Raw genomic sequence first — 12,759 nt, forward strand, 5'->3', positions numbered from 1 at the left:
GATACCGCCGGGCCGGGTGCGGCAGGCACCGGCCCGGCGGCAAACGGATTATTCACCGGCGCAGAGTTCGGCCGTGGTCTTGTTGGGCAGGTAGTCTTTGCCGAAGCCAAACGGTTCGACCAGCGCAATGTGCTCCGGCGAGCCGAGGAACTGCTTCAGTTCGGCATTGAATGCATCGAGCAGGTCTTTGTCTTCCTTGCGGAAGCCAAAGCCGCCATGCCCCTTGACGGACTTGCCAGCCACTTCCCCAAAAGGCTGCGTAGCTTCGACGCCATCAGCCTTCGAGGCCATATTGGCGATAGACAGGGCGGTCAGGGCCGCAGCATCCGCGCGACCCGACTGGACGGCGGCCACCAGGCTAGACTGATCAGGCAGCATGACCAGCTGCTTCAGGCCGATGCCGGCGTCCTTGGCGTAGCCGACTTCCACCGCCCCCGCCATGACGGCCAGCTTGAGGGCCGGGTCATCCTTGATGGAGGCATAGTCCTTGATGCCTTTCGGATTGCCCTTGGGCACCAGCATGGACTGGCCAATCCCATAGGAAGGCTCGGAGAAGTTGATTTCGGCGCAACGCTTCGGGTTGATGAACATGCCGGCGGCGATGATGTCGAAGCGGCCGGCCTTCAGCCCAGGGATCAGCGCACCGAATTCGGTCAGCACACCATCGACCTGCTTGATGCCCATGCGGGCCAGCACGGCCTTGACGACCTCGGGGGATTCGCCCGTGAGCTTGCCATCCGGGGTGGCAAAACCGAATGGGGCTTCATTGGCAAAACCGACGCGGATAAAGCCGTCGGCCTGGGCGCGTTCCAGCGTGGTTTGCGCCATGACGACCGTGCTGGCGGAACCCAGCAAGGCCAGCGAGGCGCCCAGACTCAGCAGCATGCGCCGCGTCCATACAACATGTTTCATTGTCTTCCTCCTGATGTTTTTTAGCGGGCCGCATGATCCAGCGCTTGATCTGGTGACGGCTTAGTCGAAGCATCGCATTTTTTGCCTGCCAACGCAACGGTTGTGCACAACACTAGGTGAAAAACCTAATATAAATGACTAATCCATTGATTTTATCCACAAGCAACTCCTATACTCTGCACAGTTGAATACAACTAAGCAGTTCCAGTTGAATCCCCCCTAATCGTCGGAATATCGTTTCAACACAGGAAAAACCATGCATCTCACAGATTGCCGAGAGCCGACCGCGCCCTATTTCGAACCCGAGGAATTTGCCGGTCGTCTGGCTACCGTCCGGGCGAAAATGCGGGACTTGGGCGTCGATACCCTGCTGGTCTCAAGCCCCGAAAACATCTTCTGGCTGACCGGCCTGGATCATTGGGGCTATTTCGCACCGCACCTGCTGGTGGTGCCCGCCGAGGGTGAGCTGGTGCTGGCGACGCGCGCCATGGAGCGCGTCACCATCGCCCACCAGGTGCGCAATGCCCGCTTCGAAGGCCACGCCGATCACGAGACCGTAGCCGACGCCGCACTGAGGGTGTTGCGCGCGGATTGCGGCACCATCGGGCTGGAAGCCTGGTCCTCGGGCCTGCCCCACGGACTGGCGCAACAGCTCAAACACAGTCTGCACGCCCGGGACTGGCTGGATGTGCAGGGCCTGATCGACGATCTGCGGATGGTCAAGAGCCCCGCCGAACAAGCCCTGATGCGGGCGGCGGCGCGAGTCTCGGACGCCGGGATGACGGCCGCCATCGACGCGGTCGCCGAAGGCGCCAGCGAACGCGACGTGGCCGCGTGCGCGCAGCAGGCCATGACGGCGGCGGGAGGGACTTTCCCCGGCTTCGGCCCGTTCATCCGCTCGACCCGGCGCCTGGGCGAAGAACACACCACCTGGCGCGGCGACCGGTTCGCCGCCGGCGATTCGGTGTTCCTGGAACTGACAGGCTGCGTGGCGCGCTACCACGCGCCCCTCGGGCGGCTGATCCACGTCGGCGCCATCGCCCCGGAATCACGCGCCATGGCCGATCTGGCCGCTACGGCCTTCGCTGCAGCGACGGACGCAATGCGCGAAGGCACGCGGTTCCGGGACGTCTACGCCGCTTGGCAGGCCCAGGTGGATCGCGCCGGGCTGGCGCATTACCAGCGTCACCACTGCGGCTACCTGGTCGGCATCGGCTTTCCCCCCAGCTGGACGGGGGGCAACAAGGTGACGGGCCTGCGGCGCGACAGCGACGTCGTGCTGCGCGCCGGCATGAGTTTCCACGTCCTGTCCTGGCTGATGGGAACCAGGCGGGGCGATTTTTTCGTCTCCAACACCGTCCTGCTGGGTCCCTCCGGGCCCGAAGTGCTGAACCGCGCCCCGGGCGGCGTCATGCTGCGTTGAGGAGAATGCCATGTCCCGCTATTCCGCCCTGTCCCTGTTGCGCAATGCCCTGTCCGGCCACCGGCACTGGCCACGCGCCTGGCGCGCGCCCGCGCCAAAACCGGCGTATGACATCATCATTGTCGGCGGGGGCGGCCACGGCCTGGCCACCGCCTTCTATCTGGCCGAAAACCACGGCATCCGCAACGTGGCCGTCATCGAAAAAAGCTATGTGGGCAGCGGCAATGTCGGCCGCAACACCACGATCATCCGCTCGAACTACCTGCTCGATGGCAATACCCAGTTCTATGAGTTCTCGATGCAACTCTGGGAACAACTGTCCCGGACGCTGAATTTCAACGTGATGTTCTCGCAGCGCGGCCAGATCGTGACAGCCCATTCGGCCGACCAACTGGACGCCTTCAGCCACCGCGCCAACGTCATGCGCCTGAACGGCATCGACGCCGACATCCTGTCGCGCGACGACGTGCGCCGTCTGGTGCCCTACCTGAACTATTCCGAAACGGCGCGGTTTCCGATCCACGGCGCAATCCTGCAGGGCCGCGCCGGCACGGCGCGGCACGATGCCGTCGTCTGGGGCTACGCCCGCGCAGCGGACGCGCACGGGGTCGATATCATCCAGAATTGCGAGGTCACCGATTTCCTCTGGGCAGGCGAGCGCATCACCGGCGTGCAGACCAGCCAGGGCCCGATCTCGGCGGGCCGGGTCGGACTGGCGGTCGCCGGGCACACCTCGGTGCTGGGGCACAAAGCAGGACTGGAACTGCCCATCGAAAGCCATGTTCTGCAAGCCTTCGTCACCGAACCGCTCAAACCCCTGGTCGATCATGTGGTGGCCTATGGGGCCGACCACTACTACCTCAGCCAATCGGACAAGGGCGGCCTGGTCTTGGGCGGCAGTCTGGATGGCTACGATTCCTATGCCCAGCGGGGCAATCCAGGCATCGTGCGCGACATCGCGGAGGCCGCCGTGGCGCTGATGCCCTGCATTTCCCGGGTGCGCCTGCTGAGGCACTGGGGCGGCGTCATGGACATGACTCCCGATGCCAGCCCCATCATCTGCCCAACGCCGATCGATGGACTCTATCTCAACGGAGGATGGTGCTACGGCGGTTTCAAGGCCACCCCGGCCTCCGGCTGGTGCTTTGCCCACACGCTGGCCACCGGTCGCTCCCATCCACTCAATGCCGCCTTCGGCCTGGATCGCTTCCGCACCGGCGGCACCCTCGACGAAGCCGGCGTCGGCCCCTTCGCCTGGCTTCAGTGAGGAAACCTGTCCATGCTGCGCATTCAATGCCCCTGCTGCGGGGCCCGCGATCACGACGAATTCCGCTATGGCGGCGATGCCGCCCGCATCCGGCCCGCCCACGACGACCCCGATTTCGAGGCCTGGTATCGCTACGTCTACGTCCGCGACAACCAGCCCGGCCCGCATCTTGAATACTGGCAGCACGTCATGGGTTGCCGCCAGTGGCTGATCGTGCAACGGGACACCCGCAACCACCTGATCCATGCTGTCTCTTTCGCCAGGAAATCCACGCCATGAACACGCCTGTCCACCGCCTGGCCACCGGCGGCCGCATCGACCGCGCCCAGGCCCTGCCATTCAGCTTCGATGGACGCCCGATGCAGGGCCTGATCGGCGACACGCTGGCCTCCGCTCTGTTGGCCAATGGCGTGCGCCTGGTGGGGCGCAGCTTCAAGTATCACCGGCCCCGCGGCATCTACGCAGCCGGCGCCGAAGAACCCAATGCCCTAGTCTCGCTGGGCAGCGGCGGCCGCCTGGAGCCCAATCTGCCCGCCACGCAGCTGGAACTGGCCCACGGCATGGCGGCCCACAGCCAGAACCGCTGGCCATCCCTGGCGCTCGATCTGCAAAGCGTCAACGGCCTGTTCGCCCCTTTCCTGTCCGCCGGTTTCTATTACAAGACCTTCATGGGGCCAACCCGGCGATCCTGGATGTTCTACGAGCATTTCATCCGTAAAGCCGCCGGGCTGGGCCGTGCCGGCCTGGCGGCCGACCCCGATGCCTACGAGGTGCGCCACGCTTTCACCGACGTGGCCGTGGTCGGCGCAGGCCCGGCCGGCCTGGCGGCGGCGCGCGCCGCCGCGCGGGGGGGCGCGCGAGTCATGCTCATTGAGCAGGATTTTCTCCTGGGCGGCCAATTGCTGGCCGCCCCCTCCGAAGGCCCCGCAGCGCAATGGCTGTCCGGGATGACGACCGAGCTGGCCGGCACGCCCAATGTCCGGCTGATGCCGCGCACGACGGCGTTCGGCGCTTACGACGGACATGTCCTGGGGCTGATTCAGCGCCAGGATCCCGCGCCCCGCGCCACCGGCGCGCCGCGCCAGACCGTCATCCTGCTGCATGCCCAGGCCATTCTCTATGCCACAGGCGCGATCGAACAACCCCTGGTCTTCGCCAACAACGACCGGCCCGGCATCATGCTGGCCTCGGCGATCCGCGCCTATCTGCACCGCTACGCGGTGCTGCCCGGCCACCATGCCCTGATCCACACGACTCACGACGGCGGCTGGGACACGGCCATCGATCTGGCGGCGGCCGGGGCCGAAGTCGCCCTGGTCGACACCCGCCCCGAGCCGGGCCGCCAGCGACGGGCGCAAGCCCAGGCGCTGGGCATCCAGGTATACGCCGGAGCACGCCTGACCGACGTGCGCGGCAGCCGGGGCGTCAAAGCGGCCCGGATCGAAGGCCCGGGGATACGCGCCTGGCACGCGTGCGATTTGATCGGCCTGTCGGCCGGCTGGTCGCCCGCAGTCCACCTGACGTCGCACCAGGGCAGCAAGCCGGTCTTCGATGCCGCCCTCGACGCCTTCGTGCCCGGTGTCCAGCCGGCGGGGGTTTTCACGGCCGGGGCGATCACCGGGCAATGCTGCACGCGCCAGATCGTGCAAGCCGGCCATGACGCCGGCACGCTGGCCGCGGCTTACTGCGGCCAGCGTGCCGCCGCCGAACCGCCGCCGCTTCCAGACCTGCCACCCCGGCAGCCAGATGGCGCCACCCACCAGGCCCCGCCGACGCCTCGCGGCAAGGCTTTCGTCGATTTGCAAATGGACGTCACGGCGGCGGACATCGCCCTGGCTCACCGGGAAGGCTACGAATCCGTCGAGCACCTCAAGCGCTACACGACCCTGGGCATGGGCACGGATCAAGGCAAAACCAGCAACTTCGCCGCCCTGTCGGCCATGGCGGCGCTGCGCGGCGCCGCCGTGCCGGCCGTCGGCACGACCACCTTCCGCCCGCCCTACACGCCGGTGGCCATCGGGGCGCTGGCGGGCCGCGCCGTGGGGCAGCACTACAAGCCGGTGCGGCGCACGCCCTTGCATGACTGGCACCTGAGCCACGGGGCCGACATGCTGGAAGTCGGCTGGTGGATGCGCCCCTGGTACTACCGGACGGCCGGCCCGGATGCCGACACGGCCTACATCCAGGAAATGCGCATCGTGCGGGAAGCCGCCGGCTTGATGGATATCTCCACGCTGGGCAAGATCGCCGTGCAAGGGCCGGATGCCGCCCTGTTCCTGAACCGGGTCTATGCCAACGCCTTTGCCAAACTGCCCGTGGGCCGGGCCCGCTACGGAGTCATGCTGCGCGACGATGGCGTGGTGTTCGACGACGGCACGACCTCCCGCCTGAGCGAACAGGACTTCTTCATGACCACCTCGACGGCCAAGGCCGCCGAGGTCCAGTCCTGGCTGGAATTCCTGCTGGACACGGCTTGGCCGGATCTGCGCGTGGCCATCACTTCGGTCAGCGATGAATGGGCGGCCATGTCCATTGCCGGCCCGCGCAGCCGGATCATTCTGGCGGACGCATTCCAAGGACTGAACCTCTCGGACGACGCCTTGCCCCACATGGGCGTGCTGGAAAGCGAGTTCAACGGCAAGCCGATGCGCATCATGCGCCTCAGCTACTCGGGCGAACGCGCCTATGAACTCTATGTCGCGGCCAGCGCGGGCGAGGCGGCCTGGTGCGCGCTGCTGGACAAGGGCGAACCCCACGGCCTCAAACCCTACGGCACCGAAGCCCTGGGCGCGCTGCGCATCGAGAAAGGCCACGCGGCAGGCCCAGAAATCGACGGCCGCACCACGCTGGACGACCTGGGCATGGGCCGCATGGTGGCCAAGCAATCCGGCTTCGTCGGCGACGTACTGCGCCGCCGCCCCGCCCTGCAAGACCAGGCTCGCCAGCGCCTGGTGGGCCTGGAATGCCTGGAGGCGGGACGCCGGCTCACGGGCGGCGCTATTTTGTTCGGGCCCGGCGAGGCGCATCGCGGCCATGGCCGTGGCCGCATCACCTCGGTGACCTGGAGCCCCAGCCTGGGGAAATCCATCGGGCTGGGCCTGCTGTCCGGCGCGGAGGAACCGGCCGGCCAGGAAGTCGTGGCGGTGCATACCATCAAAGGCGACAGCGTCCGCGCACGCGTTGTCTCTCCTGTGTTTCTCGACCCTGAAGGGAGCCGGCTCCATGCCTGAAACCGAATTCCAGATGTCCATCCAGCCTTGCGCCATCATCCAGATCGAAGGTTGGGCGAACCGCGCCCCCACCTTCGAGGCGGCGCTCGAATCCTGGCTGGGCGTCCCCGCGCCCGCGGAAGTGGGCGAAATCCTGAGCCTCGGCAGCCGTTCATTCGTGCGCATCGCGCCACGCAGAGGCTGGCTGCTGGACGCAGACGATACCGCCTTCGGCCTCGACCCGGACATCGGCTGCACGCTGGCCCTGCCCGATGGCCGGATGCGCATCCGCCTCAGCGGCGAACGCGTGCTCGACGTCCTGAGCGCGTGCCTGGCCATCGACTGGGACGCCCCGTCCGCCGCGCCGGGACGCGCCCTGCAGACCGGATTCCAGAAAGTCCCGGTCATGGCTCTGCGCGCCGCCCCGCGGGCCATCGACCTGCTGGCGCCCCGCTCGCTGGCCCGCAGCTTGACCGAATGGCTGGCGGAAGTCGCCGGCCCCTGGATGCACCGTTCATGAACACACACCCCCACAGCCATACTCAGGAGACTTCCATGGCCACGTCCGCAGCACCCGCTTACCACATTTTTGAACCCCGTGAATATCAGGAACGGCTGGCGAAAGTCCGGGCCGAGATGGCCCGCAAGGGCCTGGATCTGTGCCTGGTTTCCTCGCCGGAAAACATCTTCTACCTGACCGGCCTGGATCACTGGGGCTATTATGTGCCGCACATGCTGGTGGTGCCGATCGAGGGCGAATTGATCATCGTCACCCGCGCCATGGAAGTCGTCACCATCACCAACCAGGTGCACAATGCCCGTTTCGTCGGGCATTCAGACAGCGAATCCATCGCCGTCAAGGTTCTGGACTGCCTGCGCGCCCTGGCCCCCCGCCGGGTCGGACTCGAAACCTGGGCAGCCGGCTTCCCCTTCGGCTTCGGCCAGGCCCTGCAGGCGGGGCTGCCCGGGGTGGAATGGCTGGATTTCAACTACGTGATCGACGATCTGCGCAACGTCAAGAGCCCGGCCGAGCAGGTCTACCTGCGCGAAGCCGCGCGGGTCTCGAACGCCATGATGAAAGCGACTCTGGAAGCCATCCACGACGGCGTCACGGAAAACCAGGTGGCCGCCCAATGCTATCTGGCCATGGTCGAAGCGGGCGGCAGCTACCCGGGATACGGCCCGTTCATCCGGCCGGAAAGCCGCCTGGGCGAAGAACACGGCACCTGGGGGCAAGGGACGCTGCGCCGGGGCGACGTGCTGTTTCTGGAATTCTCGGGCTGCGTGCACCGCTACCACGCGCCCATGGGACGCCTGGTGCACCTCGGCCCGGCCCCGCGTGAAACCCACCACATGGCCGGCGTCTGCAAGGACGCTTTCCACGCCGTCACCGAGGCGCTCAAGCCCGGCGTGCCGGCACGCGACGTGTACGCGGCCTGGCAGGGCGTGGCCGACCGGGCGGGGCTGTCCCATTACCGCCGCCACCACTGCGGCTATCTGGTCGGGGTTGGCGTGCCGCCCAGCTGGCAGGGGGGCAACCGCGTTGTCGGGCTGCGCCACGACAGCGACCTGGTGATGCAGCCCGGCATGAGCTATCACGTCCTGTCCTGGCTCATGGGCACCGGGCAGGGGGATTACTTCATCTCCAACACCGTGCTGCTGACCGAGTCCGGGGCCGAAATCCTGACCCAGGGCGATCTGGGGCCGATAGAACGCTGACCCATCGTCCGGCGTACCCGGCGGGCGCGCCGATGTCTCTCACACGGAGGAAAAATCATGCAGGTGAAAAAAACCATGCTGGCCAGCGACAATGCCTCGGGCGTCCACCCCGAGGTCCTGGACTGGCTGCAGCGCGTCAATGCGGGCCATGCCCTGGGGTATGGCGGCGACGACTGGACCCGGCAGGCCGAGCAATGCTTCCAGCGGCAATTCGGCAGCGACGCCGCCGTGCTGCTGGTGACCACGGGCACGGCGGCCAACGTGCTCGCCCTGCAGGCGCTGGCGCAATCGGTCGATACGGTTTTCTGCGCGGACAAGGCCCATCTGGCGGTGGACGAATGCGGCGCGCCCGAGCGCATGATCGGCTGCAAGCTGGTCGGCGTGGCCGGCCAAGAAGGCAAGATCGACCCGCACGCCCTGGCCGAGGCCGTCGCTTTCCAGACCGGGCTGGTGCACCGCAACCGGCCCCGCGTGCTGTCCTTGTCGCAGGCTACTGAATATGGCACCCTCTACCAGGTGGATGAGTTGCGCGCACTGGTCGATTTCGCCCACGGCCAGGGCATGAAGGTGCACATGGACGGCGCCCGCCTGGCCAACGCGGCAGCGGCCCTGGATGTCCCCCTGGCCGCCCTGACCCGCGATCTCGGGGTCGATCTGCTGTCCCTGGGCGGCACCAAGAACGGCTTGATGATGGCCGAGGCCATCGTCGCCTTCGACCCCGAACTGGCCACCCTGCTGCCGGCCATCCGCAAGCAGGGCATGCAGCTGGTGTCCAAGCAGCGCTATCTGGCGGCGCAGTACCTGGCGTATTTCCAGGACGACCTCTGGCTGCGCAATGCGCGGCACGCCAACCGGATGGCGGCCAGGCTGGCCGCCGGGCTGGCGCGCCTGGACGGCGTGCGCCTGCGGATGCCCGTGCAAGCGAACATGGTCTTCGCCTGCCTGCCCGCCCATTGGATCGCGCCTTTGCAGCAACACACTTATTTCAACGTCTGGAATTCCGCCACGGGCGAAGTCCGCTTCGTCACCTCCTTCGATACGACGGAGGCCGGCATCGACGGCTTCGTGGCGGAAATCGCCAGACTGAACCACCAGGAGACCCCGATATGAGCATGGTCGAAGCACGCAACCCCTTCACGGGCGAAACGATTTTCTCAGCCCCTTCCGAAACCTACGAGTCCCTGGCGCTCCAACTGGCGGCCATGCGAAGCGCCGCGCGCGCCTGGGCCACGCTGCCCCCCGCGCAGCGGGCCGATCACGTCGAACAGGCCCTGCAATACTTCCGCGCACACCGCGATGACATCGCCCAGGCCGTGACCCGCGAAGTCGGCAAGCCGCTGGCCGAGGCCGCCGGGGAAGTGGACTTCATGCTGGAACGCGCCGAGTACATGTGCCGCTTTGCGCGCGACGGCGCACTGAAGCCGGTGGATCTGTCCGCCTACCAGAGCGATGATTTCCAGGGGCGCATCGACTTCGTCGCAAAAGGGGTCGTCTACGTGATCACCCCCTGGAACTACCCCCTGTTCTGCGCCATCAACGGGGTCGTCTGCGCCCTGCTCGGCGGCAGCAGCGTGCTGCTCAAGCACACCTCGGCGCCATCGGTGGGCCGGCATTTCGCGCAAGCCTTCGGGTCGCTGGCGGGCATCGGGCCGCTGCTGGTCAACACCGTGGTGGATTTCGACCAATCGGCCCGCATCATCGAAGAAGGCGATATCGACCACGTCGTGTTCACCGGCTCGGTTCACGGCGGCACGGTCATCCAGGCCAGCCTGGCCCGCCGCGCGGCCAACACGCGCCTGCGCCGCCCGTTCATCGGCAGCTCGCTCGAACTGGGCAGCAGCGACGCCACCTACATCGCCGCCGACGCCGACCTGGATCACAGCGTCGAGTGGGCGGTGCGCATCGGCCGCCTGCACAATTCCGGCCAGTCCTGCTGCGCCGTCAAGCGCGTCTTCGTGCACGAATCGCTGCATGCGGCATTCATCGAAAAAGCCATCCAGGTGATGCAGGCGCAATGCCAGGGCGACCCCCTGCGGCCGGACACCACGCTCGGCCCCCTGTACGGCGGACATGCCGCCGTGGATCGGCTCAAGGACATGGTCGATGCCGCAGTCGCGCAAGGCGCGTCCGTGCTGGCGGGCGGATCGGTCACGACGGTGGGGCAGGCCCGTTTCATCGCGCCGACCCTGCTGGGCAATGTGCCCGAAGACGCCGCCGTGCTCAGGGAGGAGACCTTCGGCCCGGTGCTGCCGGTCGTCAGCGTCCGTTCCGACGAAGAAGCCATCGCCCGCATCAACGACAGCGACTACGGCCTGACCGCCTCTATTTTCACCCGGTCGCGCAGCCGCGCCGAACGCTTCATCCGCGACATGGAGTCCGGCACGGTGTACGTGAACCGCTGCAATTTCGTGGATGCCCGGCTGGGGTGGATCGGCCACAAGGGATCCGGCAACGGCTCCATCAGCCTGTCGCCGCTGGGCCTGCAGGCCATCTGCAACCTGCGTTCGGTCAATATCGACCCGACCTGGCTTACCGAGGACTGACCGCCGGCGGATAAACGCCCGAGGCGTCATGCACCTCGCGCCCCGTCAGCGGCGGGTTGAAGACACAAATGACGCGCAGCGGCCGGGCGCCGCCGCGCAGCCAGTGCTCGTCATGCTGATCCAGGGCATACACCACCCCGGGCCCCAGGGCGTGCTTCCGCCCATCGGCAATGGTTTCGATTTCGCCGTCGCCGTCGATGCACCACACGGCTTCCAGGTGGTTTTGATAATGGATGTGGGTTTCGGTGCCTGGCGCAATGATGGTTTCATGAAAGGAAAACCCCATCTTGTCATCGGCCAGCAGCACACGGCGGCTGGTCCAGTTGTCCGTGACGATTTCCTGGCCGGTTCCAATGACGTCGTTGACGTGGCGCACGATCATGCGTTGCCCCCCGCGACTTTCAACAGGCGCGGCTGGCGGCCCAGGGACGCCAGCACTTCGTTGGTGCTGCGCTCGATGACTTCCAGGCCCTGTTCCAGCTGCTCAAGCGGAATCGTCAGGGCGGGCAGCACTTTCAGGACTTCGTCGTGCGCGCCCGAGGTCTCGATGACGACGCCCTGCTCAAAGGCCCGGCGCGCAATCCGATTGGCCAGATCGTCCCCCACCGGGGTAACCAGCCCCTGGATCAGGCCCCGGCCCCGCACCGCCAGGCCGGCATCGCGGCAGCTGTGGGCCAGGTTTTCCAGCCAATCGCGCACCAGGCATTCCTTGGCGGCCACGGCCTGGCTCAGGGCCTCGTCGGCCCAATAGGTTTCCATCGCCTGGGCCGCGGCGACGAAGGCCAGGTTGTTGCCCCGGAAAGTGCCGCTGTGCGCCCCCGGCTGCCAGACATCCAGCGCGGGCTTGAGCAGCACCAGCGACATCGGCAGCCCGAACCCCGACAGCGACTTGGACAAGGTGACGATGTCCGGCGAAATCCCGGCTGTCTCGAAACTGAAGAAATGCCCGGTGCGCCCGCAGCCCACCTGGATGTCGTCCACGATCAGCAGCATATCGTGCCGCCGGCACAGGCGTTCGAGTTCGCGCAGCCAATGCTGCGAGGCCACATTCACGCCCCCTTCGCCCTGCACGGTCTCGACGATGACGGCGGCGGGCTGATCCAGGCCGCTGCTGGGGTCGTCCAGCATGCGTTCCAGGTAGGCCATGGTATTGACGTCGGGGCCGAAATAGCCATCGAACGGCATGAAGGTGGTATTGCCCAGGGCCACCCCCGCCGCCCGGCGGAATTTCTGGTTGGCGGTGGCCGCCAGCGAACCGCCCGACACGCCATGAAAGCCATGGGTGAAGGAAATGATGTTCTGGCGGCCCTTGACTTGGCGCGCCAGCTTCAGGGCCGCCTCGACCGCATTGGTGCCGGTGGGGCCGGTGAACTGCAGGGTATAGTCCAGCCGGCGCGGCTTCAGAATCAGCCGATCCACGGTTTGCAGAAAGTATTTCTTGGCGCTGGTGGCCATGTCCAGGCCGTGCACCACACCATCGGCGCCCAGGTAATCCACCACGCGCTCGCGCAGGATCGGGTTGTTGTGGCCGTAATTCAGGGTGCCGGCACCGCTGAAAAAATCAATGTACCGGCGGCCGGTCTCATCGAAAAGTTCAGACCCGCGAGCCTTGGAAAAAATCACAGGGAATGACCGGACGTAGCCCCTGACTTCCGACTCCATCCGGTCGAATATTTTCAAATCCAT

The 12,759-nt window shown here is 66.5% G+C and carries 11 protein-coding genes; 8 read left to right on the forward strand and 3 right to left on the reverse strand.

All coding sequences use genetic code 11. The features are described 5' to 3' along the window. Positions 1 to 48 precede the first annotated feature (48 nt). The gene (gene ehuB / locus ACMHYJ_RS11660) at positions 49 to 912 is read right to left on the reverse strand and encodes an ectoine/hydroxyectoine ABC transporter substrate-binding protein EhuB (protein ID WP_414246341.1); all 864 of its coding nucleotides are present in this window, start codon (positions 910 to 912) and stop codon (positions 49 to 51) included. A gap of 256 nt (positions 913 to 1,168) precedes the next feature. On the opposite strand from ehuB, the gene ACMHYJ_RS11665 reads away from it, so the two are divergent. Genes ACMHYJ_RS11665 through ACMHYJ_RS11700 form a run of 8 tightly spaced genes read left to right on the forward strand, consistent with a single transcriptional unit; the run spans position 1,169 to position 11,073 of the window. Further along, a complete protein-coding gene (locus ACMHYJ_RS11665) occupies positions 1,169 to 2,335 on the forward strand; it encodes a M24 family metallopeptidase (RefSeq protein WP_414246342.1) in 1,167 nt (388 codons plus the stop codon). 10 nt (positions 2,336 to 2,345) lie between these two features. Continuing rightward, on the forward strand, positions 2,346 to 3,602 hold the full coding sequence (locus ACMHYJ_RS11670; protein WP_414246343.1) for a sarcosine oxidase subunit beta family protein: 1,257 nt from the start codon (positions 2,346 to 2,348) through the stop codon (positions 3,600 to 3,602). Between the two features lie 12 nt (positions 3,603 to 3,614). Next, on the forward strand, positions 3,615 to 3,881 hold the full coding sequence (locus ACMHYJ_RS11675; protein WP_414246344.1) for a sarcosine oxidase subunit delta: 267 nt from the start codon (positions 3,615 to 3,617) through the stop codon (positions 3,879 to 3,881). Continuing rightward, the gene (locus ACMHYJ_RS11680) at positions 3,878 to 6,832 is read left to right on the forward strand and encodes a sarcosine oxidase subunit alpha family protein (protein ID WP_414246345.1); all 2,955 of its coding nucleotides are present in this window, start codon (positions 3,878 to 3,880) and stop codon (positions 6,830 to 6,832) included. The genes ACMHYJ_RS11675 and ACMHYJ_RS11680 overlap by 4 nt, the downstream gene beginning before the upstream one ends. Continuing rightward, on the forward strand, positions 6,825 to 7,331 hold the full coding sequence (locus tag ACMHYJ_RS11685) for a hypothetical protein (protein WP_414246346.1): 507 nt from the start codon (positions 6,825 to 6,827) through the stop codon (positions 7,329 to 7,331). Before ACMHYJ_RS11680 ends, ACMHYJ_RS11685 begins: the two co-directional genes overlap by 8 nt. Beyond that, the gene (locus ACMHYJ_RS11690) at positions 7,328 to 8,530 is read left to right on the forward strand and encodes a M24 family metallopeptidase (protein WP_414246347.1); all 1,203 of its coding nucleotides are present in this window, start codon (positions 7,328 to 7,330) and stop codon (positions 8,528 to 8,530) included. Before ACMHYJ_RS11685 ends, ACMHYJ_RS11690 begins: the two co-directional genes overlap by 4 nt. 57 nt (positions 8,531 to 8,587) lie before the next feature. After that, entirely contained in the window at positions 8,588 to 9,640 is a 1,053-nt protein-coding gene (locus ACMHYJ_RS11695) for a threonine aldolase family protein (protein ID WP_414246348.1), read from the forward strand. Then, positions 9,637 to 11,073 (forward strand): aldehyde dehydrogenase family protein, encoded by a 1,437-nt coding sequence (locus tag ACMHYJ_RS11700; protein WP_414246349.1) that lies wholly within the window; start codon positions 9,637 to 9,639, stop codon positions 11,071 to 11,073. The genes ACMHYJ_RS11695 and ACMHYJ_RS11700 overlap by 4 nt, the downstream gene beginning before the upstream one ends. Here the strand turns inward: ACMHYJ_RS11700 and ACMHYJ_RS11705 are convergent. Together ACMHYJ_RS11705 and ectB are read right to left on the reverse strand one after the other, a co-directional pair. Beyond that, positions 11,060 to 11,455 carry an ectoine synthase gene (locus tag ACMHYJ_RS11705; protein ID WP_414246350.1) on the reverse strand — a complete coding sequence of 132 codons (396 nt, stop codon included), beginning with the start codon at positions 11,453 to 11,455 and terminating at the stop codon, positions 11,060 to 11,062. The two genes, ACMHYJ_RS11700 and ACMHYJ_RS11705, sit on opposite strands and share 14 nt — an antisense overlap. Then, positions 11,452 to 12,759, reverse strand: coding sequence for a diaminobutyrate--2-oxoglutarate transaminase (gene ectB / locus ACMHYJ_RS11710; RefSeq protein ID WP_414246351.1), 1,308 nt, complete (start codon positions 12,757 to 12,759; stop codon positions 11,452 to 11,454). Before ectB ends, ACMHYJ_RS11705 begins: the two co-directional genes overlap by 4 nt.

Origin of the sequence: Castellaniella hirudinis (assembly GCF_047468865.1) — a bacterium.
Lineage (GTDB): Bacteria > Pseudomonadota > Gammaproteobacteria > Burkholderiales > Burkholderiaceae_B > Castellaniella > Castellaniella hirudinis_A.

What these genes read in the sequence shown, in the direction of transcription:
- ACMHYJ_RS11700 (WP_414246349.1), top strand. Translation starts at nt 9,637, where the DNA reads ATGAGCATGGTCGAAGCACGCAACCCCTTCACGGGCGAAACGATTTTC.
- ehuB (WP_414246341.1), bottom strand. Translation starts at nt 912, where the DNA reads ATGAAACATGTTGTATGGACGCGGCGCATGCTGCTGAGTCTGGGCGCC.
- ACMHYJ_RS11680 (WP_414246345.1), top strand. Translation starts at nt 3,878, where the DNA reads ATGAACACGCCTGTCCACCGCCTGGCCACCGGCGGCCGCATCGACCGC.
- ACMHYJ_RS11705 (WP_414246350.1), bottom strand. Translation starts at nt 11,455, where the DNA reads ATGATCGTGCGCCACGTCAACGACGTCATTGGAACCGGCCAGGAAATC.
- ACMHYJ_RS11695 (WP_414246348.1), top strand. Translation starts at nt 8,588, where the DNA reads ATGCAGGTGAAAAAAACCATGCTGGCCAGCGACAATGCCTCGGGCGTC.
- ACMHYJ_RS11690 (WP_414246347.1), top strand. Translation starts at nt 7,328, where the DNA reads ATGAACACACACCCCCACAGCCATACTCAGGAGACTTCCATGGCCACG.
- ectB (WP_414246351.1), bottom strand. Translation starts at nt 12,759, where the DNA reads ATGGATTTGAAAATATTCGACCGGATGGAGTCGGAAGTCAGGGGCTAC.
- ACMHYJ_RS11670 (WP_414246343.1), top strand. Translation starts at nt 2,346, where the DNA reads ATGTCCCGCTATTCCGCCCTGTCCCTGTTGCGCAATGCCCTGTCCGGC.
- ACMHYJ_RS11675 (WP_414246344.1), top strand. Translation starts at nt 3,615, where the DNA reads ATGCTGCGCATTCAATGCCCCTGCTGCGGGGCCCGCGATCACGACGAA.
- ACMHYJ_RS11685 (WP_414246346.1), top strand. Translation starts at nt 6,825, where the DNA reads ATGCCTGAAACCGAATTCCAGATGTCCATCCAGCCTTGCGCCATCATC.
- ACMHYJ_RS11665 (WP_414246342.1), top strand. Translation starts at nt 1,169, where the DNA reads ATGCATCTCACAGATTGCCGAGAGCCGACCGCGCCCTATTTCGAACCC.